We start from the raw sequence: 13,490 nt of genomic DNA, 5'->3' as shown, positions 1-13,490 counted from the left end.
CACTTGGTTTCATGGAATCGCTCCCACATCCTTTTATCATTGTTTTCTATTATACCAAAGTCTAACCCCCTCCCGCAAGGCATATTCTGCTTTGGGGTGATGTTTGTGCAGCTGGATCTTTCGCATTCCCACAGGCGTCGGCGGTGGTGGCTTCTGCCGTTGGTGTTGGCCGCCGTTTTGCTGGCTGGGCCGTGGCTGGCCGCTGTTGTACCGGGCACGGCTGCTTCTATCGACCGATTCGTCGGGGCGCGGTATACGGCGCAGATCGACGCGCTGCAAACCGAAAATTTCACGCTGCACCAGCAGCTTGCCCGCAGTGCCGATGCCCTGGCCGAGAACGATGCCCTGCGCCGGCTGGCCGGGTGCGGGCGGGTCAGCGCCGCTGTGGCCCCGGCGCGGGTCCTTGCCCGGGGTGTGGGCGGCTTCACGCTGGCTTGTCCGGGGGCCGTGTCCGGGGCCGCCGTGCTGGACGCAGGCGGGCGGTATGCGGGCATCGTCACCGCCGTGGACGGCGACACCTGCACCGTGGCGCTGGTCCGGACTGCCGGGTTGTGTGGGGCTTATGCCGGGCTGGTCACACCGGGGATATGGCAGCTGACCGGTCTGCCCGCCGACTGCGGGTTAGCGGCGGGGGACGTCGTGACAACGCCGAGCGGCGACTGGCTGGGCACGCTGGCCGTCGCACCTATGCCCGGCGCCGATGGCCTGACCGCCAGCGCTGCCCTGGCCGATACCGCCGATTTGTGCGCCAGCGTCTATTTCGTGAAAAAGTAATTGCTTTTTCGTCGAAAATTGCGTACAATAAATATGTATTTTTCGCGGGCTAATGCCCCATAAATCCATCTATATTTTTCGAGGTGATTCCATGTCCAACCGCAAAAATACCCACCGCCGCCGTCTGCGCGTGGCGGTGCTGGCCGTCGTGTGCGGCGCGGTGTTTGCGGCGTTCTTTGCCCGGCTGGCCTGGATGCAGTTTGCCCGCGCCGACTACTACGCCGACAAAGCCGCCGAGGCCAGTTCGGCCAGCTACACCATAACCCAGCACGCCGCGCGGGGCGTCATCACCGACGCAAACGGCGTGGTACTGGCCCGGGACACCACCGTGTACGATTTATACCTGCGTATCCCGGCCCCGCCGGGGACCGACCTGCGCGAGACTGTAAAAAACATAGAGACCCTGACAGGCAGCAAGGATGTGGAAACACAGCTTGCTGCCTTTTGTTCTGCCGCCTCGGCGGGGGAGCTGGCCGTGGCCCGGGGCGCGGATGCTGATATGCTGACCGCCTTCTACACGGCGGGCCTTGTGCAGAGCGGCGCGGTGCGGCCCGCCGCCCGGGGCGTGCGCAGCTGGCCGGGCGGTACGCTGCTGCCCCACGCGCTGGGCCTAACCGGCCCTATCACCGCCGCGCAATGGCCCGCCGCCAAAGCGCGGGGCCTGGCCATGGATGCCGTCATCGGCCAGAGCGGGCTGGAAGCCGCCTACGACGACCTGCTGCGCGGGCAGGATGGGCGGGTGCTCATCAACACCGGTTTTGACGGGGCCGTGCGCCGCACCGCGCAGCTGCGGCAGGCCGTGCCCGGGGCCGCGCTGGTACTGACGGTGGACAGCTCCCTGCAAAAAGCACTGCAAGACGCACTGATTTCGCAAATCCACACCCTACAAACCACCAAGGCCGCTGGGGCCGGGCGGGAGTGCCGCGCCGGGGCCGCCGTGGTCGTAGACGTGAAAACCGGCGGCATCCTGGCCGCCGCCAGCGTGCCGGGGGTTGACCTGAACGCCTGCCGTGCGGACTACGCGGCCCTTGCCGCCGATGCCGCCGCGCCGCTGCTGGACCGCACCGCCCAGGGGCTGTATGCGCCGGGTTCGGCTTTCAAGCCCGCCGTGGCAGCCGCCGCGCTGACTGCAGGCATTGACCCTGCCGCCACCGTGAATTGCACCGGGCGGTACGGCTTTTACAGCGGCTACCAGCCCGGCTGCCTGCAATACGGCCACAGCGGTCTGGTCGATCTGCGCACCGCGCTGGAACACAGCTGCAATATCTTTTTTTACGATGTCGGGCGGCGGCTGGGGGTGGATACTTTCTCCGCCATGGCGCAGCAGCTGGGCCTGGCCGCCCCCACCGGTGTTGAGGTTGCCGAAGCCCGGGGCCGTCTGACCTGGTCCAGCGACGGAAACTACCAGGCCGGGCTTACGCTGATGGCAGCCATCGGGCAGGGGAACACCGCCGTGACGCCGCTGCAGCTGGCCGCCTACGCCGCCACGCTGGCCAACTACGGCCAGCGCCCCGCACTGCACTACGCCGACCGCGCCGTGAGCGCCGCCACCGGCGAGACGCTGTGGCAGTACACACCGACCTTCACCGCCGTGCCGGGCGGCGAGGCCGTGTTTGGCCCCATCCGGGACGGCATGAAGCGGATGGCCCAGACGACCCGCGTGCTGCGGGAGGCCCCGGTCGTCTGCGCTGCAAAAACGGGCAGTCCGCAGCTGGCTGACACTTTACCTGGCGGCAGCCACTATGTCAACTCGGTGCTCATCGGGTACGCGCCCGCCGACGACCCGCAGATCGCCGTGGCCGTCGTGCTGGAATACGGTGGGGGCGGGGCCAACGCCGCGCCCATCCTGCGGGCGGTGCTGGACGCCGTGTTCGGGATATGAAACGTTTCCATTTTTTCGCAGCCCATCGCTATTTCTTGTGCATTTTGTCCATATTTGTGCATTAAAAAGTATACCTTATCGTGATTTTCTTCAAAAAGAAGGTGTCCTTTTCTGACAAAAAGCCAGTTGCAGTTCATCCGGAAATGTGCTAGAATATACGAGAGATAGTGTTGCACAACTGCGGAAGGGAGCCGACATGAACGCACAGTGTATCATGGTCTGCTCCGGCAAGGGCGGCACCGGCAAAAGCACGGTTTCGGTGCTGCTGGGGGCCTGTTTGGCGCGGCTGGGACGGAAGGTCCTGCTCATTGAACTGGATTCGGGTCTGCGCAGCGTGGACATTATTGCAGGCGTCTACGGCCGCACCGTCTATGACATTGAGGATGTCCTCTGCGGCCGATGCGAGGGGGCCAAGGCCGTTGTGCCCAGCCCGCTTTACCCTGGGCTGTCGGTCATCAGCGCCCCCTATGAGGGCGGCGCGGTGGATGCTGCACCCCTGGGGCGGCTTCTGGTCGCCATGCGCCCCTATTTCGATTTTGTGATTTTGGACACCGCCGCCGGGATGGGTGCGCCGTTCACGGCGGCCGCCGCCGTGGCGGACAAGGCCCTTCTGGTGCTGACCCCCGACCCGGTCGCCCTGCGCGACGGCAAAATTGTGGCGGACCGGCTGCTGGCCGGGGCACGCCCCCAAAGCGCCGTGCGGTTGGTGATGAACCGCGTCAGGCGCGAGAGCTTTGGCAAAAACGCCGCTGTGGCTGACCTGGATGAGTGCATTGACACCGTGGGTGCCCAATTGCTGGCCGTGATACCCGAAAGCCGCGTACTGCAGCTGGCCGGGGCCAACGGCACCGTGCCGCCCGCGGGCGACCCCGCCGTGGCGGCCGGACAGGCTATGGCAAAACGTTTGTGCGGACAGCGCGTTCCGCTTACCTTTTAACTTGTAATTCTGCTGCGAAGGATGGTGGCATTTTCTATGACGATCGCATTGATAGCCCACGACTCCAAAAAGGAGCTGATGGTGCAGTTTTGTATGGCCTACCGCCATATTTTGGAGCAGCACCGTCTGCTGGCTACCGGCACGACCGGCCGCTTGATTGAGGAGAACACTGGGCTGAAGGTAACAAAGTTTCTGCCCGGCGGTCACGGCGGTGCCGAGCAGATCGTGGCGCGCATCGCCTGCGAGGAAGTGGACATGCTGCTCTTCTTCCGCGACCCCATCAGTGCCAAACCCAGCGAACCGAACGAGATGAACCTGCTGCGCATCTGCGACGTACACAACGTCCCGGTCGCCACCAACATTGCCACCGCCGAGGTCCTGATTCACGGCCTGGAGCACGGCGATTTGGATTGGCGCGAAATCATCAATCCGCAGCGGTGAATTATACGTTTTTGATGTAGGGCACAACAAGAAATCAAAAAGGACAACCACAGGTAAATAATTGTAAGACCCCAGCACCTCCGGGTGTTTGGGGTCTTTTTTGTTTGCCATTTTTGAGAGGAATCGAAGAAATCTATAAGAAAAAATCTTGGATTCCCGCGTTTTAGAGTGATTTTTGGAAAAGCATTGAGGAATAATGGGCGGCGAGCGGAACGGAGTGGAGCGAGCCTTAATTGACTCGTTTCTCCGTTTTTCTCCCTTGAATTTTCTTGATTTTGGCTGTGCCCCTTTTGAATTTTTCGCGTGCCCTTTCATACGTTTTGTATTATATCATGATATCATAAGAGCCACCGGCTTAAAAAGGTCGGTGGCTCTTGTTTTATTGCGGCCAATCGTTGCTTTTTTGGGTGGTTTTGTCGGGGTGCATCCAGAGGACGGCGTAGTGGTTCTGGGCAGCAAGGGTCTGGCCGGTGGATTCTGGCAGGCAGAACAAGCCGGTGGACAGAGCGTCCGCCAGACCGCCGGTGTCAGCGTGGGCCAGTACGGCCACGCTGCTGACATAGCGGGCGGGCCAGCCGGTGGTCAGATCGATCAAATGCGCGTACTGCACGCCGCCGTACTCAAAATAGCGCTGGTAGTCGCCGCTGATGACCAGGCTGTCGCCGTCGGCCAGCTCCACAGCCTGGATGTACGCCGGGTCGTCGCCCCATGGGTTTTCAACGCCCGCCGTCCACAGCTTGCCGCCGGGCTTGGTGCCGATGGCGCGGACGTTGCCGCCGATGTTCAGCAGAGCGCTTGTCAGGCCGCGGGCCTGGGCCGCTTGGGCGGCCTGCTCCACGGCGTAACCCTTGCCCACCGCGCCGACGTCCAACGTCATAGCGGGGTCGGCGAAATAGACGGTCTGGGCATCATCATCGAGCACCAGATTTTCTATGTCGATATGTTCCAGCGCCGCCGCAATGGCCTCTGCATCGGGCGGGGCAGGGGAGTCGCTTTCCCGCGCGTCATGCCACAGCCGCAGCACCGCGCCCGCCGCAATGTTCGTCGCGCCGTCGGTGGTGGGGTAAACGGTGTCCTTACACCAGCGCAAGAATGCGTACAGCTCGTCATCAACAGCCACTGGCGCGGCAGCGGCCCCGGCGTTGACGTCGTACAGGTTCACAACGTCGTCGTAGTGGTTATAGATATCAAACAGTTCGTTATAGCGCGACAAATCTTCCTGCACGGCGGCAGCCTGAGCGTTCCACTCGTCCTGGCCGGCGGCGTACCCCTGCACGATGGCGACCGTATCGAACAGATCAAACCAGGTCGCGCTGTACAAATTTTGCTGTTTTTGACAGGCAGTCAGCGGCAGGCAGAGCAGCACGGCCAGCGCCAACGCGGCAAGACAGCGCTTCACGCCTTGTCTCCCTGCACAGTTTCGTGTTCCGTGTTTAATTCAAGCAACAGGTTGGCCAGCGTCCATTGCTTGCTGGTGGGCGTGACCATGCTGCGCACCGGGATGGATGCACCGCCTATTTTGACAAGGTCGAGGAACGCACCCAGCTCGCCATTGTCGTGGCGCAGGCCGCTGATGATGATAGCCGGGCGGTCCGGCACGGCGATAAGCGGGGCAAACACCGGGGCAGGCTTACCCGCGCAGAGGTCACCCACAATGCCGCCGAGGTCGCCATCTGCCACACGGCGCAGCTTCACCTCATATCGCTTGGCCGCGCGCTCAATGGCGGCGTAGTTGGGGTAGCTTTCATCAATGCGCCACAGCAGGGCGCACCGGGGTTCACGGATGATTCTGGCTTTCATAGAAATTCACCTCATTGAAAGGGAAGGGGTGGTCACGGGAACGGGCAGGCGGATATGGAATCAGCCCCAAGAAACCGACAGGAAATGGTGTAGGGGCCGGGCATGCCCGGCCCGCGGCCTCCCCCATTAACGGTCGTTGCGGGAAAGCTGCGGGGCGTCGAGGACGCCGCCCCCTACAAAAAGGCGCCGCCTTGTTCCGGGCGGCGCCTTGATGATGAATTACAGGTCGGGGTGGTACTCTTTGCAGGTACACTTCTTCCACTTCAGGCCGCTGCCGCAGGGGCAGGGGTCATTGCGGCCGATCTTTGTCACGCGCACCGGGGCGGCACCCTTGGCACCGGCCTGGTTCGGGGCACCCTCGCCGGTGGGCTTGGCGATCTGCTCACGCTTCGGCTCGGCGTTCTGTTGGCGGATTTCGATCGTCAGCAGCATATGCACGGCATCCTCGCGGATGGAGGCGATCATCTCATCGAACATGGCAAAGCCTTCGATGCGGTACTCGACCACCGGGTCATGCTGGCCGTAGCCGCGCAGGCCCATGCCCTGCTTGAGCTGGTCCATGTTGTCAATGTGCTCCATCCACTTGGAGTCAACATTGCGCAGCAGGCAGATACGCTCCAACTCGCGCATCGTCTTGGCACCGTAGCGCTTCTCCTTCGCGGTCAGGATATCCATGCCGCGCTTGTACAGTTCGTCGGCGATGCCATCTTTGGTCAGGTCGCCGAGCTGCTCGGTGGTGTAGTTGAAGTCGGTGGGCAGGCACAGCCAGTTCATAAAGTGGCGGCGCAGGCCCGCGAAATCCCAATCGTCGGCGGTCTCGCCGTTCAGGTAGTTCGCGCAGGCATCGTCAATGGACTGACGCATCATCTCGTGCAGCTTGCCGGAGATATCCTCGCCGTCCAGCACCATCTGGCGCTGCTTGTAGATGATCTCGCGCTGCTGATTCATGACGTCGTCATACTGCAGCACCTGTTTACGAATTGCAAAGTTCGATGCTTCGAGCTTTTTCTGGGCACTCTCAATCGTGTTGGTGATGAGCTTGTTCTCGATGGGGACATCCTCGTCAAGGCCCAGGGAGTCCATCAGGTTCTGCACGCGCTCGCCGCCGAAAATACGCATCAGGTCATCTTCCAGGCTCAGGAAGAAGCGGGATGCACCGGGGTCGCCCTGACGGCCTGCACGGCCACGCAGCTGGTTGTCGATACGGCGGCTCTCGTGGCGCTCGGTACCGATGATGAACAGGCCGCCCGCCTCGCGGACGACTTCGGCCTCGCGCTTGACTTCGGGGGCAAACTCCTCGCACAGTTCCTCAAAGCGCTTGCGGGCGTGGAGAATTTCGGCGTCCTCGGTTTCGGCGTGGCCGTCACACTCGGTCATCAGCATTTCCAATTTCGCGTCAATGCCAGCCTCCGGCGGGATGGGCAGTTCGGTTCCGTTGGCCTTGGCGCGGGCCTTGGCGTGCTCGTACTCGTCCTTCAGCTGGGCCAGGTCGGCGGTCAGTTCCTTGGACAGTTCCTTCTTCAGCGCGGCCTTAGCCATGTAGGTGACATTGCCGCCCAGCATGATATCAGTACCACGGCCAGCCATGTTGGTGGCGATGGTCACAGCGCCCTGCTTGCCGGCCTGGGCAACGATCTCAGCTTCGCGCTCGTGCTGCTTGGCGTTCAGCACGTTATGCTCGATGCCCTTCTTTTTCAGCAGCTTGGACAAAGCCTCGCTCTTCTCGACGCTGACGGTGCCGACCAGAACCGGCTGGCCCTTGGCGTGGCACTCGGCGACCTGCTCAATGACGGCGTTGTACTTGCCGTTGACGGTCTTGTAGACACTGTCGGGCAGATCCTTACGGGCACGGGGTTTATTGGTGGGGATGCTGACTATGTTCAGGCCGTAGATCTCGCTGAACTCATCGGCCTCGGTGGAGGCCGTACCGGTCATGCCGGACAGCTTTTTGTACATACGGAAGTAGTTCTGGAAGGTAACAGTCGCCAGGGTCTTGCTCTCGGCGGCGACGGTGACGCCCTCTTTGGCCTCAATAGCCTGGTGCAGACCATCATTGAAGCGGCGGCCGTACATCAGACGGCCGGTGAACTCATCAACGATGATGACCTCGCCGTCCTTGACGATGTAGTCGGTGTCGCGGTGCATAACGCCGCGGGCCTTGATGGCACCGTCAATATAATGGCGCAGCGACATATTGTCGGCGTCGGCCAGGTTATCCACGTGGAAGAACGCCTCGGCCTTCTTGACGCCCGACTCGGTCAGGGTCGCGGTCTTGCGCTTTTCGTCCACAACGTAATCGCCGTCGACCTGTTCCTCAGCCTCAACCTTGTCGTCCAGCTCGACGATGACACTCTTTTTCAGCGTCTTGGCGAAGTCGTCGGCGCGCTTGTACATCACGCTGGAATCCTCACCCTTGCCGCTGATGATCAGCGGGGTACGGGCCTCGTCGATGAGGATGGAGTCGACCTCGTCCACGATGGCAAAGGCGTGGCCGCGCTGGACCATGTTTGCCTTGTAGACGACCATGTTGTCGCGCAGGTAGTCGAAGCCGAACTCGTTGTTCGTGCCGTAGGTGACGTCGGCCTCGTAGGCCTTCTTGCGGTCGATGGACTCCACGCCGTGGACGACCAGACCAACAGTCAGACCCAGGAAACGGTAGACCTTGCCCATCCACTCAGAGTCGCGGCGGGCCAGGTAATCGTTGACGGTGACAACGTGGACGCCTTCGCCGGTCAGGGCATTCAGGTAGGTAGGCATGGTGGCAACCAGCGTCTTGCCTTCACCGGTCTGCATCTCGGCGATGCAGGCGCGGTGCAGCACAATACCGCCGATGATCTGCACCGGATAGGGCTTCATGCCCAGCACACGCCAGTCGGCCTCACGGCAGACGGCGAACGCCTCCGGCAGGATATCGTCCAGCGTCTCGCCCTTGGCCAGGCGCTCTTTGAATTCGGTGGTCTTGGCCTGCAGTTCCTCATCGGTCAGCTTAGCCATTTCCGGCTCCAGGGCAAGGACTTTGTCCTTGATGGGATTGATGCGCTTAAGTTCCTTGTCCGAGAAAGAGCCGAACAGTTTTTCAAAAAAAGACATAACAGTTCCCCTGTATTTTCCGCCGCGTGTAGAGGTGCGGCTATATAGTTTTACACATGATACTATAATACACCCAGGGAGGGGGATATGTCAATTCATAGTTAGGATGGGTTTATTTTATTATAGCGTTGTAGGGGCCGGGCATGTCCGGCCCGCAGCATAAAGGCGGACGGTCGTTCGCGGGCAGGTTGAGGGCCGGACATGTCCGGCCCCTACACGGCAGCAAAAAAGGCTGCCCATTGCGGACAGCCTCTCGAATCTATTACGCTTTTGTTTTCGCCGGCAGACTCAACAGCACCAGCATCAAAAAGATGCAGCCAAAGCCCAGGGCATCCCACAGCGTAAACGGTGAGCCCAACACCAAGGTGCTGATAATAGCCGCCGTGACCGGCTCAGCAAAGCTGTACAGGCTGGACTTCTGCGGGCCGATGAGCGGCACACCCGACATATACAGGCTGAACGCCAGCACATTGCCCAGCACCACGACCGTGAAAATACCGAACACGCCCATCGGCGTCGGCACATAATTCATCGTCCAGGGGCGGAAGATCAGGGAAAACATCGTGCCGCCCATCAAGAACGCCCAGCCCTGCAGCATCGGGGTGGGGTACTGCTCCTGCAATTTCTTGGGCCACATCGTATAGATGGCGACGCAGCAGGCGCTGACAACGCCCGACGCCAGCGCCGCCGGGCTGATAGCAAGGTCGGTCAGGCTGCCGTGGGTCGTGATAAGGAACACCCCCACCAGCGCCAGCAGGATGGAGAAAATCTCAAACACCCGCGGCCCGCGCCTTTGCTGGATGCAGACCACCAGCAGAATAATGACAGGGGAGAGGTCCTGCAAGATCGTCCCCATGCCAGCGCTGGACAGCTGGATCGTCAGAAAATAGGTGAACTGGCAGCAGCTGACGCCCGCCAGGCCGTAAATCAGCAGATCAACGACGTTGCGCGGATTTTTCTTGAAATTCCATGGGTCAAACAGCATTTTGCGGTTTTTGACAAAAAAGAACGCACATAAAATCAGCCCCGCCAGAAACAGCCGGATGGGCACCAGCCAGGTGGAATCCATCCCTTCCCGGGTGAACAGGTACTGCCCCATGCAGCCCGAAACGCCCCAGCACGCCGCGCCGCCCATCGTCAGGTAGGCGCCTTTTACACGGTCAGACATTTTTGTACCTCTCTGCCTATCATTTCCAATGCCTCTCTACGGTTGTAGGGGGCGGCGCCCTTGACGCCCCGCGCCGCACGGCTCACTTTTTCAAAATCAACTCCGCCGCTTCCCGCAGCCCTGCCACCACCGATGCACCGGTCTGGCACAATGTCTCGGGCGGCTGGTGGCCGCTCGATTGCAGCACACAGCCCACACCCAGCGCCTGGGCCACCTCAAAATCATGGACGGAATCACCTATCATCACGGCCTTCGCCGGGTCGAAGCCTTCCTCTTGCAAATAGGCCAGCCCGACCTCCACCTTACTTTTGGCATAGATATCGCCCAGTCCCAGCAGACGGTCAAAATACGGCGTCACACCGCGTTCTTCCACCTGGCGGGTCAGCGTTGTGACCGGGCTTGCCGACAGAATCACCTGCCGCAGCCCGGCATTTTTGAACGCTTCCAGCGCGTCAACGGCCCCTGCCATCAGCGGACAGGTGGCGCTGGCCGGGATGTAATCCTCCATGTAGCTTTCCGCTAGCTCGGCAAAGCTGTGGCGGGTGAAGTCGAACCCGGCGCGGACGTAGTAATCCTCGACTGGGAAGCCAAAAATCGCCCGGTACTGCTCGTGGTCGTACCGCTGGGGGTAGCCGTAGCGCTGCAAAAGACGGTTGAGCGCGTTTTCGCAGAGTTCGACATCATCCAGCAGGGTACCGTTCCAATCCCACAAAATCAGTTCCGGGCGCATAGAAGTTACCTCGTTATTCTTCTGTAAAGAACTTGTGCAGGGCCGCGTTGCTCTCAATCAGCTTAACGAGGGCCACGCCCAAAATCGTGCAGCTGATCAGCTCTCCGATGCCCACCGTAACGGCGTTGAACGCCGCCAGGGCCGCCGTGGGTGCGCCGTCCGAGAAGAAGAAGGTGATCTCGAACGCGCCCACAATGATCATGTTAAAAACAACAGGCGGCAGGGATGCCGGAATTGCCAGCCCTTTTACGCGGATATCACGCAGCTTGTAAGTCAGCAGGCAGGCCAGCAGGGTAGCCAGCGTGCCGAACACCACGTCAATGACGGTAGAGCCCAGCAGGTTGGCCAAAAAGCAGCCCAGCGTAACGCCGACGATGTACTCCGCGCCGAAAACCGGCAGCAGGCACAGGGCCTCGGCCACGCGCACCTGGACAGCCACATAGCTGAAGGGGGCCAGCACCAGGCAGACGACCACATACACTGCGGCAATGACAGCACAGCGCACAAGGCTGTGAACGGACAGTTTTTTCTGATTCATACAATACTCCGGCGGATAGATTTTGACCGCGCGCAAGACCGCCAGGCTTGCGGGGTTTGCACCGCAGCAAGCCGCGGTGGAGCCTAAAATCCTAAGTTGCTCAACAAATTTAAATTATAGCAAACCCCGCAGACCGTTTCAAGGCCTGCGGGGAAGAAATTTTGGGACTAGCGGGATTTTATTTGGGGGTGTTGTGATTTACTAATAGCTCTTGGTATGGTATAATGGCGAGATCGTGAGCTGCTGCAAGGCGGATGTCATAGTTCCCTAATAGCTCTTGGTATGGTATAATTAGCTTTTCGCCGCTGGTGATTTCTCTGTTGTCATAGTTCCCTAATAGCTCTTGGTATGGTATAATAGCAACCGAGAAGCCCAGCGAAACCTCAATGTCATAGTTCCCTAATAGCTCTTGGTATGGTATAATTTCGGTTTTAGCAGGCGCAGCCGTTGCAGGGTCATAGTTCCCTAATAGCTCTTGGTATGGTATAATTCGTACAGCTCGGCACGGACTGCATCACGCGTCATAGTTCCCTAATAGCTCTTGGTATGGTATAATAGGCCGATCCACATCGAGGCCAGCTTCAGAGTCATAGTTCCCTAATAGCTCTTGGTATGGTATAATTTCCGTTTATCGTTTTGACCCTACTCATAAGTCATAGTTCCCTAATAGCTCTTGGTATGGTATAATTCCTTGTCTCCGCTGTCGCAAAGCTATATAGTCATAGTTCCCTAATAGCTCTTGGTATGGTATAATGTACAGCGTATTCATCCAGAACGCTACGCTGTCATAGTTCCCTAATAGCTCTTGGTATGGTATAATAGGCATTGCATCGCAGACTGCCCTGGAGACGTCATAGTTCCCTAATAGCTCTTGGTATGGTATAATAGGCTATGCAAAAAGCGCATCGGATTGCGGTCCGATGCGCTTTTTGTTTTAGAAAAAACTCAGCTGTTCGCACACAAACGGTGCTTCTTCCGGCTGATAATTTCCTAGAAGTATTTGAATAGATTGGTATTGCTTTTCTGTCACAACAAGCAATCGAATTGAGCCGTTTGGCGGCAGAGATGCCTTCAGGCGGCTTTCGTGTTTCTTGACTGCATCATTGCCGTTGCATACACGCGCATACACAGAAAATTGCAGCATATGGTAGCCGTCTTTCAGCAAAAAGTTCCGGAAAGTCGTTGCATACCGCCGTTCCGTCTTTGTCTGCACCGGCAAATCGAAGAAAACGATCATCCTCATAAATTTACTCATAGCTGTGCTGCTTATATTCCAGCAGTTTTGGCAGCTGCAATGTTTGCCCACGCAGACTTTGCACCATTCGTTCCATCGCATAAGCAACGCTGTGGTGCTGATTCCCGGAAAGAACATCTGCATTCAACAGGTTCACCAACTGCCCCTTCAAAGCGGTTGTCATGGCTGCATCCTCGGCAACATTCGCGGCCACGTACAAATCAGCTACCGGACGGAACGGTTCCATCAGGTCATCCGCCAGATTGAACTGGTTCAGTTCGCTGTCATGGTGCAGCCCTAAACAGGGCAAAAATCCGTATACCGCCAAACAGCGTGCCATGTACCCGCGCAAAATTGCATAAGCATAATTCAGCGCCGCATTCCGGGTATCCTCATTGCGGCGGGTATAGCCTGCCCCAAAAAGGGCGGGGAAATAGTAGGCCGCCGCACTGGCTTCCAAATTGTCCTTATCGCCGCTTGTCACTGCCTTGGCACGGCCAAACAGGAACGCCGCCGCCTGTGTTTTGCCGCACAGGGCCAGGCATTCCGCCTGGTTTTTGATTTTTGCCGTCACGATTTGCTGCCACATCCGCTTTTTCGTCGGCAGTGTCAGCTCCATCTGCCAGCGCAGCACGCCCAACTGGCGGCTATGCTGTGCAAATGGCAGCGAGATACCACACGGCAAGTGTGTTTCATCGCACCAGAACGTCACCACGCCGTTTTGCGCCAGTGCCGCCAGCGCAGCCGTTGTTATCGTACTTTGCCGGCTTTCCAGCACAATGGCGCTGATATCCTCGATTGGCACAGAATGAACTTCTTCGGTTTCAATCAAAAGCTGCTCATTTTTGCAGCGGATACGCGCCGGGTTTACGATCATCAGGCAGCGGTAGGACATA

12 protein-coding genes, 1 CRISPR repeat array and 1 riboswitch are annotated in these 13,490 nt (G+C 59.3%); of the genes, 4 read left to right on the top strand and 8 right to left on the bottom strand.

Annotated features, from left to right (window positions below):
• Positions 1-105: 105 nt before the first annotated feature.
• The 4 genes from ACZO0A_RS00180 to mgsA all read left to right on the top strand — a co-directional run bounded on the left by ACZO0A_RS00180 (position 106) and on the right by mgsA (position 4,034).
• Positions 106-774, top strand: a complete 669-nt coding sequence (locus ACZO0A_RS00180; protein WP_302375075.1) for an MreC domain-containing protein — start codon at positions 106-108, stop codon at positions 772-774.
• 91 nt (positions 775-865) lie between these two features.
• A complete protein-coding gene (locus ACZO0A_RS00175; RefSeq protein ID WP_302375074.1) occupies positions 866-2,656 on the top strand; it encodes a peptidoglycan D,D-transpeptidase FtsI family protein in 1,791 nt (596 codons plus the stop codon).
• A gap of 196 nt (positions 2,657-2,852) precedes the next feature.
• Positions 2,853-3,593, top strand: coding sequence for a nucleotide-binding protein (locus ACZO0A_RS00170; RefSeq protein WP_252261672.1), 741 nt, complete (start codon positions 2,853-2,855; stop codon positions 3,591-3,593).
• 36 nt (positions 3,594-3,629) lie between these two features.
• A complete protein-coding gene (mgsA, locus tag ACZO0A_RS00165; RefSeq protein WP_215694045.1) occupies positions 3,630-4,034 on the top strand; it encodes a methylglyoxal synthase in 405 nt (134 codons plus the stop codon).
• A gap of 379 nt (positions 4,035-4,413) precedes the next feature.
• Here the strand turns inward: mgsA and ACZO0A_RS00160 are convergent, their stop codons facing one another.
• The 8 genes from ACZO0A_RS00160 to cas1 all read right to left on the bottom strand — a co-directional run bounded on the left by ACZO0A_RS00160 (position 4,414) and on the right by cas1 (position 13,489).
• Positions 4,414-5,433, bottom strand: coding sequence for an FAD:protein FMN transferase (locus ACZO0A_RS00160; protein ID WP_302375054.1), 1,020 nt, complete (start codon positions 5,431-5,433; stop codon positions 4,414-4,416).
• Positions 5,430-5,834 (bottom strand): DUF3783 domain-containing protein, encoded by a 405-nt coding sequence (locus ACZO0A_RS00155; protein ID WP_302375053.1) that lies wholly within the window; start codon positions 5,832-5,834, stop codon positions 5,430-5,432. The genes ACZO0A_RS00160 and ACZO0A_RS00155 overlap by 4 nt, the downstream gene beginning before the upstream one ends.
• Before the next feature lie 219 nt (positions 5,835-6,053).
• Complete coding sequence (gene secA / locus ACZO0A_RS00150; protein WP_215692384.1) at positions 6,054-8,924, bottom strand: preprotein translocase subunit SecA; 2,871 nt, start codon at positions 8,922-8,924, stop codon at positions 6,054-6,056.
• A gap of 262 nt (positions 8,925-9,186) precedes the next feature.
• Positions 9,187-10,092, bottom strand: coding sequence for a DMT family transporter (locus tag ACZO0A_RS00145; protein ID WP_294779853.1), 906 nt, complete (start codon positions 10,090-10,092; stop codon positions 9,187-9,189).
• Positions 10,093-10,174: 82 nt separating this feature from the next.
• Positions 10,175-10,822 carry an HAD family hydrolase gene (locus ACZO0A_RS00140; RefSeq protein WP_294779850.1) on the bottom strand — a complete coding sequence of 216 codons (648 nt, stop codon included), beginning with the start codon at positions 10,820-10,822 and terminating at the stop codon, positions 10,175-10,177.
• Between the two features lie 13 nt (positions 10,823-10,835).
• The gene (locus tag ACZO0A_RS00135) at positions 10,836-11,360 is read right to left on the bottom strand and encodes a QueT transporter family protein (protein ID WP_302375050.1); all 525 of its coding nucleotides are present in this window, start codon (positions 11,358-11,360) and stop codon (positions 10,836-10,838) included.
• A gap of 6 nt (positions 11,361-11,366) precedes the next feature.
• Positions 11,367-11,462: riboswitch (PreQ1-III riboswitch) on the bottom strand.
• An 88-nt stretch (positions 11,463-11,550) separates the two neighbouring features.
• Positions 11,551-12,246: direct repeats of the CRISPR family, unit length 36 nt; unit sequence GTCATAGTTCCCTAATAGCTCTTGGTATGGTATAAT.
• Positions 12,247-12,294: 48 nt separating this feature from the next.
• Positions 12,295-12,603 carry a CRISPR-associated endonuclease Cas2 gene (gene cas2 / locus ACZO0A_RS00130; protein WP_291210713.1) on the bottom strand — a complete coding sequence of 103 codons (309 nt, stop codon included), beginning with the start codon at positions 12,601-12,603 and terminating at the stop codon, positions 12,295-12,297.
• 4 nt (positions 12,604-12,607) lie between these two features.
• On the bottom strand, positions 12,608-13,489 hold the full coding sequence (cas1, locus tag ACZO0A_RS00125; RefSeq protein ID WP_302375049.1) for a type II CRISPR-associated endonuclease Cas1: 882 nt from the start codon (positions 13,487-13,489) through the stop codon (positions 12,608-12,610).
• Position 13,490: the final 1 nt, after the last annotated feature.

This window comes from Gemmiger sp. (genome assembly GCF_057431175.1).
Note: the sequence above shows the minus strand (reverse complement) of the source record. Positions and strands in the feature narration are given on the sequence as shown.

Excerpts from the sequence above, each read along its gene's own strand:
- ACZO0A_RS00175 (WP_302375074.1), top strand. The coding sequence starts at position 866 with ATGTCCAACCGCAAAAATACCCACCGCCGCCGTCTGCGCGTGGCGGTG.
- ACZO0A_RS00135 (WP_302375050.1), bottom strand. The coding sequence starts at position 11,360 with ATGAATCAGAAAAAACTGTCCGTTCACAGCCTTGTGCGCTGTGCTGTC.
- secA (WP_215692384.1), bottom strand. The coding sequence starts at position 8,924 with ATGTCTTTTTTTGAAAAACTGTTCGGCTCTTTCTCGGACAAGGAACTT.
- ACZO0A_RS00155 (WP_302375053.1), bottom strand. The coding sequence starts at position 5,834 with ATGAAAGCCAGAATCATCCGTGAACCCCGGTGCGCCCTGCTGTGGCGC.
- ACZO0A_RS00145 (WP_294779853.1), bottom strand. The coding sequence starts at position 10,092 with ATGTCTGACCGTGTAAAAGGCGCCTACCTGACGATGGGCGGCGCGGCG.
- ACZO0A_RS00140 (WP_294779850.1), bottom strand. The coding sequence starts at position 10,822 with ATGCGCCCGGAACTGATTTTGTGGGATTGGAACGGTACCCTGCTGGAT.
- cas2 (WP_291210713.1), bottom strand. The coding sequence starts at position 12,603 with ATGAGGATGATCGTTTTCTTCGATTTGCCGGTGCAGACAAAGACGGAA.
- ACZO0A_RS00170 (WP_252261672.1), top strand. The coding sequence starts at position 2,853 with ATGAACGCACAGTGTATCATGGTCTGCTCCGGCAAGGGCGGCACCGGC.
- cas1 (WP_302375049.1), bottom strand. The coding sequence starts at position 13,489 with ATGTCCTACCGCTGCCTGATGATCGTAAACCCGGCGCGTATCCGCTGC.
- mgsA (WP_215694045.1), top strand. The coding sequence starts at position 3,630 with ATGACGATCGCATTGATAGCCCACGACTCCAAAAAGGAGCTGATGGTG.